Raw genomic sequence first — 16,355 nt, 5'->3', positions numbered from 1 at the left:
GCCGAAGTATGAAATTTTATCGCCGTATCGAGCCTATTAAGGCAATGACCTTTGACCTAGATGATACCCTCTATGACAACTATCCTGTGATCGTTCGCATGGAGCGTGAGTTGCTATCTTGGCTCAAGCACCATCATCCAGCGGTTGCTCATATGAACAAAGCGGATTGGTTTGCTCTCAAACAGCGAGTTGTGCAGCAACAACCCGAGCTGAAGAGCGATGTCACTTTATGGCGTTTAGTGCAACTTCAGCAAGCCTTCTCCCAAGTAGGCTACGACGAAGACGCAGCACATGCCGCCGCGAAAGCCGCAGTAGACGTTGCGTTGGACTGGCGTAGCCGTTTTGAAGTGCCGCAGCAAAGCCTCGATGTACTGGAGGAACTCGCGCAGCACATCCCGTTGGTGGCAATCACCAACGGTAATGTGGATTTAGACCGCATCGGTCTTACGCCTTATTTCCAACAGGTACTTAAAGCAGGGCCAGATGGATTGGCGAAACCCGCAACCGATATGTTTACTAAAGCGAAGCGATTCTTGGATATTCCTGCGGAGAATATTCTGCATGTCGGTGACCATCTAACCACGGATGTGCATGGTGCAAAGTTGGCTGGTTTTGCAGCCTGTTGGTTTAATGATATGAATAAAAATGTCATTAACCATTCAAAAACACGTACTTTACCTGATATTGAAATCAATAGTTTGCAGCCGTTACTCACACTTTTTTAATTGCTTTCGCATTAATCCATTCTAATCTCATTTTGTGTCTAGAAAAGCAGCGCAAAGCCACGTAAATTATTCTCTATTAAATAAAAATAGTAACGCCACAAGTCGTGGTGAAGATAGTGTTACGGCAGTGGTAGGTCCATGCGAGCTTTTTCAAAACTGGTTCACGATGTCAGTCAACTGAATGACTTTTTAGTCACTTTTCCGACTTCCTCAGATAAACAATATTTAGTACAAATATTGTCGACGCAATCGCGCGAAATTACGACCACACTTGCAGACGCCGTTTTGTCGTCGCTGCCGAATGCTCATGTTATGGGGCATAGTACGCGTAATGTGATTCTGGAAGGGGAGATATTTACCTCTGGTTGCCTAGTGAGTGTGATTGAATTTGAGCAAACCACGCTGACTTCTGCGGTACAAACATACTCTTACTCCCCTGACATTGATGGCGGGGAGCTCAAGCGCTCTCTTCTAATGCAGCATAATTCACAGGTGATCCTCAGCTTTGCTGTGCAAATTGAACGACGTGACTATCCCTTGTTTCAAACCTTCGCCAGTGAAGAAGTAGTGATTTCTGGAGGGTTGGCGCAGAGTATTGACGATGGCTGCTGGGTGCTATATCAAAACCGAGTTTACGATAACGCTGTGGTTGCCGTAGCTTTGCACAGTGATACTTTGAAGCTATGGACTGATGCGTATTCGGAATGGAACCCGATTGGCATGCCACACAAAGTCACTCATGCAAAAGGAACGCGCTTGTACTGTTTAGGTGAGAAGAAAGCACTGGACGTATACAAGCGTTACTTGGCGGATGGCCATGACGTGACGCTGAGTCAACTGCTCAGCTTTCCTTTGTATCGAGAAAGCTTAGGGCGAAAGGAAGTTTGTACGGTAACGGAGCTACACGCTGATGGCAGTATGAGCTTCGACAGGCCCTGGTGTCTTGGTGACGAAGTGCAATTTTGCTATAACCATCCCTCGTTAACGCTCGAGCAAGTGCGGCATGGTGTGGTTGAGTTAGCCATGCACCAACCTGAAGTCGTTATGATTTTTAACTGCGCGTCACGGTTAGACTTTATTGACAGCAGCGACGAAGTCCAAGCCTTTAAAGATATTGCGACGACGTTTGGTAGTTACTGTATGGGGGAACTGCATGGTGGTATTGGTCAGCCCGAAATTCTTCATCACAGCCTGACGTATTTAGCGATGCGAGAGGGAGACGAAGTGCAAACATTGAACTTGCCTAAGTCGCCCGTTAGCTCCTCTATTTCACCGTTGTTTAGCTTGATTCGAAATGCGATCGGCGATCTCAACCATATGAACGCGCATATGGGATATCAACTCGATCGCCAAACGCGCAAGTTACAAGAAAGCTATCGACGCGACAGTCGCACGGGGTTACAAAACCGGGTCGCATTGCAAGAGCGGCTGAGTAACATCGATTTGGATGAGCATTTGTTGACTCTAAAGCTACTTAACTTTAGTCATATTAACGAAAAATACGGCTACCGAGTGGGAGATCAATTACTCAAAGATCTCTCAATGCACTTTACGAATCGACTACGAAAGCGTTTCGGCATGCCAACGGCTTTGCAGCTTTATAGTATTGGGGTTGGTGAATGGGCGTTCATATTTAAAGCTGATCAAAGCAGCGAGACCATCAAACAGCACTTTACGCGTTTTGCTGACGCGGTAGAACAAACTAATTTTGAGCCAATTGGCCTACGTGAAATAGATTATCTTTCTATCTCGCTATGCGGCGGCTTAGTGAGTCGTCGAGATTTTCCATCCGCTTCAGTAGATGAGCTCTTACTCAAAGGCATCGAAGCGAGGCGCTCCGGTGTACGCAGTAATACCCATATCTGTAATGCGAAAGATATTGAAGTCAGTGAGGATGTGCGTAAAGAGCAACTTGGATGGCTAAGTTGCGTCAGTAGAGCCATTCTCAAACAGAATATCATCACTTATAGCCAACCTATTGTGCATGCGGGTAGCCACAAATTGGCAAGCCAAGAATGTTTGGTTCGTATTCTGGAAGCCGATGGAACGGTGATTGCGCCAGGGCGTTTTCTGCCAATTATCTCTGATACACATCTTTACACTCGACTAAGTCGGCACATGATTCATTCTACGTTGCATTATATGCGAGATAAGCAAGGTGACTTTTCTATAAACTTATCGCCGCAAGATTTGCTCAGTGATAAAACTTTAATGCTTTTAGAGCATGAAATTAGCCAGCTAAATGACCCAAGGCGAATTGGTTTAGAAGTGCTGGAATCTGAGCAGATCAAAGACTACGGCCGAATGATAGAAGTGTGCAGTCATTTTAGAAGCTTAGGGGCGCGTATCATTGTTGATGACTTTGGGTCCGGTTATTCGAATATCGATGAAATCCTAAAGTTGGAGCCAGAAGTCATAAAGCTCGATGGCAGCTTGATTCGTGATATTGATAAAGACTTAAAACAGCGCAAGATCGCTTCCCAGTTGGTGCGTTTGTGCCAGGTGTTTAACGCGGAGACGGTGGCGGAGTTCGTCCACAATCAGGAGGTGTGTACCATTGCACAAGACATGGGGGTGGATTATTTGCAGGGTTACTATCTTGGCGAGCCGACTCGACTGTTTTAATGATGTTTCACGTGAAACTTCTTGTCGTAAAAAACGCAGCGTAGGCTGCGTTTTTTGTTTGGTTCTTCTACTGAGCTTAATGGTTAACGCTTAAGAGCGTGTCCACTCTTTTCAGCTTGGAACAGAGCGAGGTAATGGGCAAAAAAGCGCTGCATTTGTTGTTGGTTGTTTTGTTCTCCAAGTTGCCCGAGCAAATGTGCAGCGACTTCAAACGTACACAAATTACCTTGTTGTTGGTTGCGTCGCAGCTGATATTGTGAGTCCGCCGACGCAGACAATCCCATAGTAGGGATACCTTCTAACCAACGGCTCTTATTGATCATCTTGCGCGCCTCTTGCCAGGTGGCATCCAAAATAATAAACAGCGGAGTTTTGGTTTGTTGCTGGCTTTGGAGTACCACATGTTCGAGTGTGATACTTTCTTCACAGGGGAAGAGCAACACCGGATACCGCGACGGATCAGCTAATAGAGTGAGCAATTCTGCTGGTGGCTGTTTGCGATCCCAGATTACTCGCTCAATGTTGAGTTGGCACTGCTCTAGTAGCTGGCCGGTATTAGTATCACGCTTCAGTTCATTCGGATGCATTAACAGCAGGATGTTGTGCTCACTGTTAAGTTTCGGCATTAGCGAGCACATACAATTGAATTGAAAACCGCAGGTTGGACACGGTTGTGACATTACAGACGAACTCCTTCTCGCACCGGGCTTATCCCATCAGAGAACAGACGCACGCCACTGACTTGGTTCGGCGTTGCCGTTGGCGCCATGCTTGGGTTGAGTGGGTAGCTAACCCCAGTGTATTGCATCACATGTTGAGCCGCTTTAGCTCCGCCACCGCTGACATTAAAAATCAGATCTCGCCAACCATGAGAGGTTTGTTGGCCGAGCATAATCGGGCTTTGCACTAGTGTAATGCGGCTATTAAAGCGCCATTCCTTTTCGTGATGTTCAAATATTAGCAATGTACAGCCACCGGAACCACACCAATCCAACTGTACCAATAGCTCTTCGTTACCATCGCTGTTGAGGTCGTAAGTTAGCCAACGGTATTGGTTATTGTTGGGGTTGGTTTGATGGATAAAGAAGTAGTTGCGCACCGCGGCATCTACTTTTGAATCAAACTCTGCACTAGAAGGTACGTCAGCACTACCGATGGGGTTGTTGGTGCGTTTTTCGGCTGGTTGCATGATGCCTTCATCACGAACGGTGGCAGGATAAAGGACTAAACCACCATCGGCGATTGGGTATACCAAGTTACCGACTTTTTCTTTGGTCGCTTTGAGCTGATTGCCTTCTCGAGTAAACAGTCGCTCTGACATTAGCCTTTGCTGTTGATGATGCGTCATGACAACTTGAACCTGAGACGGACTTAACTGTTGCCAGTAACCACGCTCGATTAATGGTGCTTGTCCATTGGCGTAACGGTATTTTGTTGTGGCGCTGTGGTCTGGGTTTAAGGTCATTTGTACTTCAAAGCCTTGTGATTGGGTTGAGGTCGCGACATAGGTATTAGCCCAGCCAAGCGTTGCATCGACGTTTGCAGCCATACCACAACCTTGATACGTCTCGCCATCATGTTTTAGTGTTGCTTTCCAGCCATATAAAGAATCGCTCATTGTGTCTGAGCAGAGGTTTTCTGTTAAGCGAAGCTCACCACCTTGCAGTTGATAAGTGCGCTGGCGAGGTTGAAGCTGACTGCTGTTAATCGCTAATTTTGTGGTTTGTTTGCCGATTTGCTGGAATGTTAGTCCATTAGCCTCAAAGCTTGCCGACCAAGAAGGCTCATTACCAAACACGCGAGTTGGTTTGTTTGGTTGCTGACAACGGTTTGGGTTTTCCGTTGTGAGGAAGTTCACTTGTTCCACTACAAAGTTAGCATCGAAATCAGCAGAAAACCCATCGATGCCCGGTGGGTTGAGGTGGCCGATAACCTCGCCATACATAGTCTGGTAAGGCTCGTTATTTAACTGAATTGCTCGTTGCATTTGCTGTGGTGATAGTTGCAACCAATATTGCTTGTCGCTGCCACAAGGCATGATGTATTGGCTCTCGTGACCGACGATCACTTTTCCGCGTAGCATAAAAGTTTGAGGTTGAATGGTTTCAGGCTTATCTAAGGTTGCTGGTGGAGAGGTTGGGTCAGCAGCACCAGATTGTGGCGGCTGTGAACTACATGCTTGCAGAACCAGCAGGGTGGCAAGCGCCACTGGGTTTTTCAAAGCCTTCATGTTATATCTTCCTCATTATTGTTACTCAATCGGCATCGGATGGCATTATGGCATATTGGTTATTTAAAACTGAACCAGATACCTTTTCTATTGACACGCTTCGAACCCAAAAGGTTTCATGTTGGGAGGGAGTTCGTAATTATCAGGCGCGCAATATGATGCGTGACCAAGTGAAGGTGGGCGATTTAGTCCTGATTTACCACTCTTCTTGTAAACATGTTGGCGTGGCAGGTATTGCTAAAGTTGTGAGAGAAGCCTATCCCGATCATTTCCAATTCGATCCCGAAAGCGATTATTACGATCCAAAGTCAGACCCAGACAACCCGCGTTGGATTATGGTGGATGTAGAGTTTGTACGTAAAACGGCGCGAGTGATTCCGTTGTCGGTGATGAAAGTGATGCCAGAACTTGAGAACATGCCGTTGGTGAAACGTGGAAATCGCTTGTCGATTATGCCCGTGACAGAAGAAGAATGGGACGCGATTCTTGGCAAAGAGAAGCTGCCAAGTCAGCGATAAAAGAGAAGGGCTGCGAATGTGCAGCCCTTCATTATTTGGAGTATTGAAGCTTACAGCAAGTGTTCTTGTAGGTAGTGTGCAACCGCATCTTCTGCATTGCTGCCAATTACTTCATTATTTGGTAGAGCTTTCATCACTTTTTCGTGTGATGTACCCATAACTAGCCCTTTACCTGCCATCGACAGCATTTCTACGTCATTCATGCCATCACCAAATGCTACGCAGTTTTCTAACGTGAGGTCGAGCTTTTTCGCTACCGCTTCAAGAGCATGACCTTTAGACACGCCAGCGCTCATTACTTCCAAACACCAAGGCGTTGAAAATGCGATGTTCAGCTGATCACCAAACTGCTCACGTAGTTTGTTTTCAAATACGACCAAACGTTCGTGGTCTTCTCCTGGATGAGTAAAGAAAACTTTCGCAATACCGTCAGTTGGGGCTTGGTCTTCATCAAATAAGACGTAAGTGAATTCATCGTGGAAGTCACGTAACGTTTCATCATCCTTGTTCATCAACCAGCTATCATTTTGATACATGTGAATAAGTATTTCTTGATCATGTTTGATCGTGTCGATCACGCCTTGTACCAGTTCCGCAGGGACATTCTCGCTGTACATTAGCTGATCTTCCTGGTCATGCACTCGGGCACCATTCGACGTGATCATATAAGCTGGAATGCCAACTTGGCGACGGATGCTCGCAACGTCTACGTGGTGACGGCCGGTTGCAAAGACAAAGGTATAACCCTTTTCATGCAGCGCTTTTAGCGTCTCTTTTGAGTAAGCACTGAGCTGATGGTTAGGTGCGAGTAACGTGCCATCCAGATCAGAGGCAACGATTTTGGTGATCTCTTTGCAAGGTAGCGATGTGCTCATGAAGTCCTCGTAAACGGTTTGGATAGTGTGGAACAGGTGAATTGCAAACGGAGTACAGCAGACTGACTAGATCGTACTGCTCCGAATGCGGGGGAACTTGGGCTCGTAGCACTATGCGGTTAAACACAGTGTCAAAGTAGCCAAGTTCAAGCAGTGTACGCCAAAATGAGGATGAAAAAGAGGGTAAATCGATGTGCAGACATTTCCTCTTTAATGATAGTCGTGAAATGGTCGCCTAGAATTCTTATTGTGCTTGTTCGTTTGATGGCGATTTAGGGTCCTTCATAAAGCGGAAAATCGCATCGAGCGCTTGATTACGATACTTGTCGGTCTCGAATAAGATTTCATGCTGTGCGCCTTCGATGGAAAGCAGCTCCGCGTGCGGGTTGGTTTTCCGCAATTTATCAATAAAACGCTTTTGCGCGAGGTTGCTAACAATCCGATCGTTTCCGGCTTGGATTAGGATTACTGGTATTTTGACTTGGCGAGTTAATAAAAAGCACTGCTTAGCGGCCATGAGCCCTTGCCAAACCCAGCGAGTGCTTGGCCCACCGACTTGCAGTTCCGGTTTTTCCGTATATAGGTTTCGGAACCATTGGTAGCGGCCGTAACTTTGGCTAAGTGGGTTATCTTCAAAGGGCTTAGGGAAGTAGGCCTGATGTCCTGGTGCATAGCGTGGCAAAGTCGATACCGCTGACATAATTTGTGTGACCGGAATCGCTATTGGTGAGAGGTACCATGGTAGGTTAATGCCAAACATGGGCGCACTTAGAATCAAACCAGTAAAAGGGTGTTCTGGGTGAGTTTGCAGGTAACGTGTGGCGATCGCGCCGCCCATAGAGTGCGCGATGATGAAGCATTGTTGATATTCGCTAAGGTCGTGTTTTTTTACGACGATGTCCATATCATCAATATAATCAGTAAAGTCATAGACGTGACCCATATCTGAGTCAGATAATAAACGATCTGATAAACCTTGTCCGCGGTGGTCAAAGGAATAGACATCGAAACCTTGGCGGTAGAGATCGTAAAACAGCTCTTGGTATTTCCAGGAAGACTCAATGCGTCCATTTACAATGAGCACGGCTTTTTTATGCTCTGGGTTGGTTAGCTTGCACCAGTAAATGTTCTTTTTCTCAGTCCCTTTAACAAAGCCCTCTTGGCGAGTTTGCCAAAGTGCTGCGATCGGACCACCAATTGCTTGCTCAAATAATGTCTCTTGAGTATAAGTCAAAGGTGAATGGTTAGTCGCCATTAGTTGATTACCTGAAGATACGTTGTTTACGCGATGTATCATCGAAGAATTAGTGAGGAAATGCAATGGATACCCATGTCTGGTTAGCTTATGTAGTAACAGCAATCGTTTTTAGTTTGGCTCCGGGCTCTGGCACGGTGAACTCAATCAGTAATGGTTTGAGTTACGGTACCCGTAAATCACTGGGTGCCATTATTGGCTTACAAATTGGTTTAGTTATCCACATCGCGCTGGTGGGGGCGGGTATTGGTGCGCTTGTCGCGCAGTCAGCAACCGCCTTTTCTGTCATTAAATGGGTTGGTGCCGCTTATCTGGTTTGGCTGGGGGTTCAGAAATGGCGCGACACATCAAGCTTAGTCGCAGCTGAAAACCACAACGAGATGTCAGGCACGGCGCTGTTGTACAAGGCAGTGTTGATTAACCTCACCAACCCTAAATCGATTGTTTTTCTGGTGGCGTTGTTCCCGCAGTTTATTGACCCGGCAAAAGACCAAATCACGCAACTGTTGGTGCTTGGCGTCACTACGGTCGTGATTGATGCGTGTGTAATGTTGGGTTACACGAGCTTGGCAGCACAAATGGGACGCTTTATTCGCTCCGATAAAATCATGGGAAAAATAAACAAAGTATTCGGTTCAATGTTCATGGGTTGTGGTGCATTATTAGCAGCTGCAAAGTCATAAGCCATTTATAGGTCCTTCTTTAGCATGAATACAACGTATGTCGCTCGCCAGCCGATCTTTAACCGAAAAAGACAGACGCTGGGTTATGAATTGTTGTTTCGAGACGGGGAGAGTAACGCATACCCTTCACATATTGATTCAAATCGAGCGACATACCGACTGATCGTCGAAAACTTCCTATCACTGGGTACTAACCCAGTGATTGCCTCTTCAAGATGCTTTATTAACTTTCCTCATCAAAGCTTGGTGCGACGTTTGCCGCGCAGTTTGCCGAAAAACAAAATTGTCATCGAAGTGTTGGAAACGTGCCAACCTACGGATGAGCTTCTTGATGCGATTCGTGAGTTTTATCGAGAAGGTTACTTGATCGCTTTGGATGACTTCACCCTAACACCAGAATGGCGTCGTTTTTTGCCATATGTGCATATTGTGAAGCTCGACATTATGGCGATGGGGCTCGAAAAGGCCTGTGAACTGGTCAAAACACACCTTGCCAAACGCGTCAAATACCACTTTTTAGCAGAACGTGTTGAAACCGCAGAAGAGTTTGAGCAAGCGAAAGCGGCTGGCTTTAAATTTTTCCAAGGTTATTTTTTTAGCAAGCCACTCGTCTCGCAGACTAAATACGTCAGTCCTGAGCAAGTGTTGGCATTGCAACTGTTTCGTGAAGTTTGTGCTCCTGAGCCTGACTTTACTCGTATCGAGTCCATCATTACGCAAGATGTCGCGTTGTCATATAAATTATTGCGTTTTGTAAATACGCAAGCGCCGAATTTGGCTGTCGAAATCAGCTCTTTTCGTCAGGCATTGATTTATCTTGGCCAGGATAACCTTAAGCAGTTTGTCTCTTTGGTTGTGGCATCGTATATCTCCAGTAACAAGCCTCGAGAGCTGTATCACCTTTCATTGCAACGAGCTCAATTTTGCCAATTGATGTCGCGCTATCAGCCATTCTCTCACCTCAACGAGCAAGGTTTCATGGTTGGTTTGCTGTCGATTCTAGATGCGTTGCTGGATCTTTCGGTGGAATCTTTAGTTAGGCAGTTACCGCTTAGTCATTCAGTACAACAAGCGCTATTACATCGCAAAGGGGTTTATGGTGCACTTATTTCCCTTGAAGAGTGCTACGAGCGTGCCGATTGGTCAGGGGTTGAAAAAATCACGATGCAATTGGGGTTGCCTTTAGAGGAAGTGAAGCTCTCCTTAGGTGAAGCGGTTCGCTGGAGTCAAAGCATCGCGACTGCATAATTTCTGGTCTTATCTTTTATCTCTTTGAATCTCTCTCTTTACAACCAAGCTGTTCGTTAGATGTGAAACTTTTATGACGATGGACGGTTTCCTCTTGACGATATATCTTAATTAAATAAACATATACGCATATCCATATATAGGTATGTTCATTATGCTTCCACATCAGTTTTTTAAGCTGTTATCCGATGAAACACGCGTACGTTGTTTAATGCTCGTGGCCCGTGAAGGTGAAACTTGCGTTGGCGATTTGGCGTTTGCTCTACAAGAGAGCCAGCCGAAAGTTTCTCGTCATCTTGCTCAGTTACGATCCAGTGGCATCTTGGTGGATAAACGCCAAGGGCAATGGGTGTATTACGAGTTATCACAGCAATTACCAGGTTGGATGCGAAAGTTAATTGAAGACTTAGTGGCATCAAACTGTTTGAAGCAGGAATACCAAGACGACATCACACGCTTACACGATAAAAGTCGTGAGGCTTGCTGTTAACAGCGAATAGAGATTCAAGGTAGAAGATTAGAGGGTAAAACTATGACAATTAAAGTAGGAATTAATGGCTTTGGCCGAATTGGTCGCTTAGCGCTGCGAGCGGCATTTGATTGGCCAGAATTGGAGTTTGTGTTAATCAACGATGTCGCAGGTGACGCCGCTACGCTTGGTCACTTATTAGAATTCGATTCAGTGCAAGGTCGTTGGCATCATGGAGTTCAGGTCGAAGGCAGTGAGCTCGTCATCAACGGCAAGCGTGTCGCCACGACTCAACAACGCGATATCGATGCGGTGAACTGGTCTGATTGTGATGTTGTGATTGAAGCGACAGGCGTACATCGCAAAACATCATTCCTGAATAAATACCTAGAGCAAGGCGTGAAACGTGTCGTGGTAAGCGCACCTGTGAAAGAAGAAGGTATCGCGAACATTGTGGTGGGCGTGAACGACCATATTTTCGACCCTGAAAAACATCGTATCGTGACAGCGGCTTCGTGTACGACTAACTGTATCGCACCTGTGGTTAAAGTCATTCATGAGAAATTGGGTATCGAACAATCTTCTTTTACGACCATTCACGACCTGACGAATACGCAAACTATTTTGGATGCGCCACACAAAGATCTACGCCGTGCAAGAGCATGCGGCATGAGCCTTATCCCAACTACGACGGGTAGCGCGAAGGCGATTGTCGAAATTTTCCCAGAATTAAAAGACAAAATTAATGGTCATGCGGTTCGCGTACCTCTAGCAAACGCATCGTTAACAGACATCATTTTTGATGTGAAGCGTGATACCACGGCAGAAGAAGTGAATGCACTGTTAAAAGAAGCATCTGAAGGTGATTTGAAAGGCATCCTTGGCTTCGAAGAGCGTCCTTTAGTTTCTATCGATTATAAAGGCGACCAACGTTCAACCATCGTTGATGCGCAATCAACCATGGTTGTGGGTTCTCGTATGGTTAAGATTTACGCTTGGTACGATAACGAAATGGGTTATGCAACGCGCACAGCAGAGCTGGTTCGTAACGTTGGTTTGGCTTAAAAGGGGGTCACAATGTCTCATCCTACATGGCAATTAGATTTGGACTCCGGTGCTTTAATCTTAACACCGTGCCCAGGAACGAAAGGTGTCGATTTGCATGCGTCGTTAGAACAGTTGAAAGAGCAGGGTGTTCAAGCGGTCGTTACTGCATTAGATGATAGTGAATTAGCTGCGAAGAATGTCTCTGCATTGGGTGAAGCCACTCAGCAACTGGGAATGAAATGGTTCCAGATCGAGATTGAAGACGACTGCGCACCAAATGAAGAGTTTGCGACGAAGTGGCAACAAGCCAGTCCGGAACTGCACGCGATTCTTGCTCAAGGTGGCAAAGTTGCGATGCATTGCATGGGTGGTTCGGGGCGCACAGGTTTGTTCGCTGCTCACCTACTCCTAGAAAAGGAATGGCAGTTAGAAGATATCGTGCGAGAAGTGCAGGCATTGCGCCCTGGTGCATTTACAAAACCTGTGCAAGTTGAGTACATCGAACGCGTGGCTCAAGACGCTTGATCAGCTTAAATAGCTTTTGGTTCATTATGATCCAAAAGCTAAATTCGAGCTTCTTCAGGATACGACTGTTTACAAAAAAAGCCATTAATATTAACTAATGCATTGTTTTTAAGTTGTATTTTGCTTTTTATTGATGTTGGGGCATTTTTTGAAAATCACAGCAACATTGTATTGGTCAATGTTGCTGTACAGGTTAGGAAGTATTTAGAACATGATGATCTAAATGCTTCTATCGCTGTACATATGAGGTCAATATGATTTCTCAATTAAGCAAAAGTATTCGTCAGTACATGTTAGTGACGTTTAACTATTGGAACTTTACGGTGACCGATGGCGCACTGCGTATGCTGGTGGTGCTCTATTTTCATGACTTAGGTTATTCCACGTTAGCTATTGCCTCACTGTTCCTTTTCTATGAATTTTTTGGTGTGGTAACAAACCTAGTTGGTGGTTGGCTGGGCGCAAGGTTAGGCCTTAATAAAACCATGAACATTGGTTTAGCGATGCAAGTGTTTGCGTTGTTGATGCTCGCAGTACCAAATGCATGGCTGACCATTCCTTGGGTGATGGCAGCGCAAGCTCTGTCGGGGATTGCCAAAGATCTGAACAAAATGAGTGCTAAGAGCGCGATTAAAACGCTAGTACCAGACGAGCAGCAAGGGGCGCTCTACAAATGGGTAGCGATTTTGACTGGCTCGAAGAATGCACTCAAAGGAGCGGGCTTTTTTGTTGGTGGCTTGCTGCTGTCTTGGGTGGGTTTTCAAAACTCGATGTTTATTATGGCGGGTGTACTTACATTAGTGTTTATTTGCAGCATGATCTGGCTAGAAGCGGACATGGGTAAAGCAAAGAGTAAACCTAAGTTTCGCCAAATATTCTCCAAGTCTGAATCGATAAACATTTTATCCGCAGCTCGCATGTTCTTGTTTGGGGCGCGTGATGTGTGGTTTGTGGTCGCTCTGCCTATTTATCTTGGTAGCGTGTTTGGCTGGGATCACTTGTGGGTTGGTAGCTTTCTCGCAGCGTGGGTTATTGCTTATGGGTTTGTGCAAGGCTTTGCGCCGCGTATTACTGGCAAAGCGCAAGGTCGTGTGCCTGATGGTAGTGCAGCATTGGTGTGGGCAGGAATCCTAGCGTTAATTACGGCTGGTATTGCTTATGGTGTGCAAATCGGTTGGCAGCCTGAATTGGTGATTGTGGTAGGTTTGATGATTTTTGGCGCTGTGTTTGCCATTAACTCTTCGCTGCACTCGTACTTGATAGTGAGCTACGCTAAAGGCGATGGCGTCTCGTTGGATGTCGGTTTTTACTACATGGCCAATGCGATGGGACGTTTGATTGGCACGGTATTATCGGGTTGGATCTACCAAGAGGCTGGTCTTGCGGCGTGCTTATGGGTTTCTTTTGCTTTCTTGGCACTGACGACGCTGATTTCAATTAAGTTGCCAAAAGCTGATGTTGCTACTGCGTAACTATCCCCAGTATCGCTATCTGTAGATGGTATAAATGGCTCCAAATCGGAGCCATTTTTGTTTCTTATGCGCCGTTTGCTGTAATCAGATTGTGTCGGTTTGGCATCGAGAGTGAATACTGATGCTTGGTTTTTGGTTCTCGTTAAGTGATTAGAGTGGTGATGAAATCCCCGTTGTAGGTCATTGTTGAGTTAAAAATAAGCAAAAACAGATTGTTAACCATTTCACTGGTTGAGATTTACCCTATGCTATAAACGATAAGCGACTCAAAGTAGGGAAAGGTATGAGAGAAAGGGTTCTGTTTTTTGATTTATTGCGCTGCTTCGCAGCGGTAGCAGTGATCGCCATTCACGTCTTGGCACCGTATCGAAATGAGTTAGGAGTGATTCCATTTGACCAATGGCTGACAGCGGTAGGCGTGAATAGCGTAACCCGCTGGGCAGTGCCAGTTTTTATTTTGATCACCGGAGCGCTAATGCTCAGTGACACTCGACCATTTGACGGTAAGTATTATATCAAAAGGCGTTTGGGCAAAGTTTTAGTTCCATTTCTTATTTGGTCGATGTTTTATGCGTACCTTTCAGGCTGGACTTCTCAAGGCTTTGATTTTGAAACCGTAAAAGAGGTATTAAGCAATAGCCCATTCCACGCAACGTATTACCATCTCGGCTTTTTCTATTACTTTATACCACTGTATTTTGTGATTCCGCTGTTTCAATGGATGGTACGCAACGTGGATGACAACGTCTTGTATACCTATCTCGCATTTTGGCTTTTCACCAGCACACTGTTCTTGTTCAAGATTGATGGCCCTTGGAGTAATCAGATGTGGCTTTATATGGGTTACCTTCCACTGGGGTATGTTTTATTTCAAAAGGTACCTTTGAATCGCTCTATGGTGACCTTATTTTTTGGGCTAGGACTCGTGGCGTTGGCAGTGACTTTTACTATGGTTGTGACAAATAGCTTAGAGGCGGAGAAGTATACGGTTGGGCGCTGGCTCTCTTATAAAACACTGAATGTGATTCTAGCGGCTTCGATGATTTTTATGATCGGGCGTTACTTTGGTGAAGGCTTATCACCAAAAGTACAAAAAGTGGTCAGTGTGATCAGTCAGCACAGCTTGGGGATTTACTTACTTCACCCTATTTTCTTATGGCCGATGAAAGAGTTCGGTTGGTACACAGGACATCCTGCGTGGGTGATTCCAGTCTGGATCGTTCTAAGTGGAGCTGGAGCCTTGGCGATGAGCTATCTCTTTTCTCGTTCTGCCAAGACTCGTTGGTTACTGCCTTAACGTTTGATAGCGAAGTGAAGGAACTTGTTGCCGCGATAGGTCAGTGTTCCCTTATCTCCAGGGTTGAGTGCATGGTAGTAATGCACTCCAATTTGGAATTCACGCTTTGGACCGATAGAACCACGTTGAACGTAAATCCAATACTCTTGATCGTCTTGACCTGGTGGTGCGTTTGGGATGTCTATCGCTTGTTTATCTAAAACCGTTACCTGCGCGCTTTGCTCTGGAGCGTTTTCGCCCACATAGTGCTTACTATAAAAACGGAAAAACACCCACGCGCCCAAGGCAATAAGGGCGAATAGGGCGAAAATAAGTGAGATTGGCATATTAACCTCCAATGTTTTATCGGGTCCCATTCTACAGAACTCGCTGACGAAACGATGAGTTGAGGTAACTTATTCATAATCTAATGAAAGGGATATGAATTTTATTCGGCGCACTTCACGGTTTATCTCAATGGGGACGCGATGAAATTGTTGCTTCATCTGTAAGCTACGTCACTAAAGCTGAACGAAGCGGCTTTCACTTGTTAGGCTATATGAGCTCAAGGGCACAAATTGAAAGTAAAATTGCACTTTACGGCTCGAAAAAGCTCTAAATTTATAGAAGAATAAAAATAATGAACATAGGAAGGGTCTGGTAAGGAGGGTTACGATGTCAGATATTGAAAAAGTAGTCATGCGTACCCGAACGATCGAAAAACTTTTGCGTACTCAGTACCATGCAGAAGGGAAAGGGTTGCACCAACTTATTAATAGTTGTGAAGAACGTTTACCGCATGACGTGATAGCAAAGCTTCGATTCATCGCAACCGTGCGTAACAAAGTGGTGCACGAAGACGATTACAAGTTGGATGATCGTAAAGGCTTTATGGCGGCATGTGATGCTTGTGAAAAAGAGCTGACACCAAGAAGCTCTCGCTTTATTTGGCGTACAGCAATTTTGCTAATGACGTTGATTACGCTGGCCGCTCTTGGTTTCTACTATATGCACTGGGATATTTTGTCTAAGCACATTCAGTAGAGCTATACAGATAAATAAAAAAGGACGTATTTGCGTCCTTTTTTATTTTAAATCATTGGGTTAGTACATCATTGGCAGTGTCATTAAACCCACAACCACTGCAATCATAACCAGCCCTTGTTTTTGAGAAGATGAAATCATAACACTACCCCTTAATCTTTGATGAACTCGATGAATTTAATATAGCACTGTTTTTGGGGTTTGATCAACATATGCTCGTTAATCTTTTCAAAAACCACACTTAACTTGTCTAGTTTTACGTGATTCTGACTAATGAAACTATGTTTTTTGTGCTGTATTTAAAGTGTTCACATTGTTTTATTTCTATCCTTTTTTGTTTTAAGTGTATGATTTTATAATGTT

At 45.2% G+C, this 16,355-nt stretch carries 16 protein-coding genes; 11 read left to right on the top strand and 5 right to left on the bottom strand.

The window, feature by feature from the left end; translation table 11 throughout:
* Positions 1-8: 8 nt before the first annotated feature.
* Entirely contained in the window at positions 9-725 is a 717-nt protein-coding gene (gene yigB / locus R8O10_RS20210) for a 5-amino-6-(5-phospho-D-ribitylamino)uracil phosphatase YigB (RefSeq protein ID WP_005378741.1), read from the top strand.
* A gap of 138 nt (positions 726-863) precedes the next feature.
* On the top strand, positions 864-3,350 hold the full coding sequence (locus tag R8O10_RS20205; protein ID WP_005383644.1) for an EAL domain-containing protein: 2,487 nt from the start codon (positions 864-866) through the stop codon (positions 3,348-3,350).
* Between the two features lie 83 nt (positions 3,351-3,433).
* Here R8O10_RS20205 and R8O10_RS20200 read toward each other — a convergent pair whose 3' ends face one another.
* Both R8O10_RS20200 and R8O10_RS20195 read right to left on the bottom strand, forming a co-directional pair.
* Positions 3,434-4,030, bottom strand: coding sequence for a tRNA-uridine aminocarboxypropyltransferase (locus R8O10_RS20200; RefSeq protein WP_033907272.1), 597 nt, complete (start codon positions 4,028-4,030; stop codon positions 3,434-3,436).
* The gene (locus tag R8O10_RS20195) at positions 4,030-5,580 is read right to left on the bottom strand and encodes a COG3650 family protein (protein ID WP_054577269.1); all 1,551 of its coding nucleotides are present in this window, start codon (positions 5,578-5,580) and stop codon (positions 4,030-4,032) included. Before R8O10_RS20195 ends, R8O10_RS20200 begins: the two co-directional genes overlap by 1 nt.
* A gap of 47 nt (positions 5,581-5,627) precedes the next feature.
* Between R8O10_RS20195 and R8O10_RS20190 the strand changes: the two genes are divergently transcribed.
* A complete protein-coding gene (locus tag R8O10_RS20190) occupies positions 5,628-6,098 on the top strand; it encodes an EVE domain-containing protein (protein WP_151514315.1) in 471 nt (156 codons plus the stop codon).
* 50 nt (positions 6,099-6,148) lie between these two features.
* Here the strand turns inward: R8O10_RS20190 and R8O10_RS20185 are convergent, their stop codons facing one another.
* Complete coding sequence (locus tag R8O10_RS20185; protein ID WP_053350823.1) at positions 6,149-6,973, bottom strand: Cof-type HAD-IIB family hydrolase; 825 nt, start codon at positions 6,971-6,973, stop codon at positions 6,149-6,151.
* Positions 6,974-7,217: 244 nt separating this feature from the next.
* Complete coding sequence (locus R8O10_RS20180; protein WP_182016951.1) at positions 7,218-8,228, bottom strand: alpha/beta fold hydrolase; 1,011 nt, start codon at positions 8,226-8,228, stop codon at positions 7,218-7,220.
* A gap of 65 nt (positions 8,229-8,293) precedes the next feature.
* Between R8O10_RS20180 and rhtB the strand changes: the two genes are divergently transcribed.
* The 7 genes from rhtB to R8O10_RS20145 all read left to right on the top strand — a co-directional run bounded on the left by rhtB (position 8,294) and on the right by R8O10_RS20145 (position 14,969).
* Entirely contained in the window at positions 8,294-8,911 is a 618-nt protein-coding gene (gene rhtB / locus R8O10_RS20175) for a homoserine/homoserine lactone efflux protein (RefSeq protein ID WP_054729573.1), read from the top strand.
* Between the two features lie 24 nt (positions 8,912-8,935).
* Complete coding sequence (locus R8O10_RS20170; protein WP_053304474.1) at positions 8,936-10,159, top strand: EAL and HDOD domain-containing protein; 1,224 nt, start codon at positions 8,936-8,938, stop codon at positions 10,157-10,159.
* A 154-nt stretch (positions 10,160-10,313) separates the two neighbouring features.
* On the top strand, positions 10,314-10,649 hold the full coding sequence (locus tag R8O10_RS20165) for a metalloregulator ArsR/SmtB family transcription factor (protein ID WP_005378730.1): 336 nt from the start codon (positions 10,314-10,316) through the stop codon (positions 10,647-10,649).
* A 42-nt stretch (positions 10,650-10,691) separates the two neighbouring features.
* Positions 10,692-11,693: an ArsJ-associated glyceraldehyde-3-phosphate dehydrogenase gene (locus tag R8O10_RS20160; RefSeq protein WP_005383630.1), complete on the top strand. Its 1,002-nt coding sequence runs from the start codon at positions 10,692-10,694 to the stop codon at positions 11,691-11,693.
* Between the two features lie 12 nt (positions 11,694-11,705).
* Complete coding sequence (locus tag R8O10_RS20155) at positions 11,706-12,200, top strand: cyclin-dependent kinase inhibitor 3 family protein (RefSeq protein WP_005383629.1); 495 nt, start codon at positions 11,706-11,708, stop codon at positions 12,198-12,200.
* A gap of 254 nt (positions 12,201-12,454) precedes the next feature.
* A complete protein-coding gene (gene arsJ, locus R8O10_RS20150; protein WP_054579686.1) occupies positions 12,455-13,672 on the top strand; it encodes an organoarsenical effux MFS transporter ArsJ in 1,218 nt (405 codons plus the stop codon).
* A 283-nt stretch (positions 13,673-13,955) separates the two neighbouring features.
* Complete coding sequence (locus tag R8O10_RS20145; protein WP_318191682.1) at positions 13,956-14,969, top strand: acyltransferase; 1,014 nt, start codon at positions 13,956-13,958, stop codon at positions 14,967-14,969.
* On the opposite strand, the gene R8O10_RS20140 is transcribed toward R8O10_RS20145, so the two are convergent.
* The gene (locus tag R8O10_RS20140) at positions 14,966-15,295 is read right to left on the bottom strand and encodes a DUF2500 domain-containing protein (RefSeq protein ID WP_318191681.1); all 330 of its coding nucleotides are present in this window, start codon (positions 15,293-15,295) and stop codon (positions 14,966-14,968) included. The two genes, R8O10_RS20145 and R8O10_RS20140, sit on opposite strands and share 4 nt — an antisense overlap.
* A 328-nt stretch (positions 15,296-15,623) precedes the next feature.
* Here R8O10_RS20140 and R8O10_RS20135 point away from each other — a divergent pair, with 328 nt between their 5' ends.
* Positions 15,624-15,992 carry a hypothetical protein gene (locus R8O10_RS20135; protein ID WP_005378717.1) on the top strand — a complete coding sequence of 123 codons (369 nt, stop codon included), beginning with the start codon at positions 15,624-15,626 and terminating at the stop codon, positions 15,990-15,992.
* Positions 15,993-16,355: the final 363 nt, after the last annotated feature.

Source organism: Vibrio sp. 1727, from assembly GCF_033344415.1.
Taxonomy (GTDB): domain Bacteria; phylum Pseudomonadota; class Gammaproteobacteria; order Enterobacterales; family Vibrionaceae; genus Vibrio; species Vibrio alginolyticus.
Note: the sequence above shows the minus strand (reverse complement) of the source record. Positions and strands in the feature narration are given on the sequence as shown.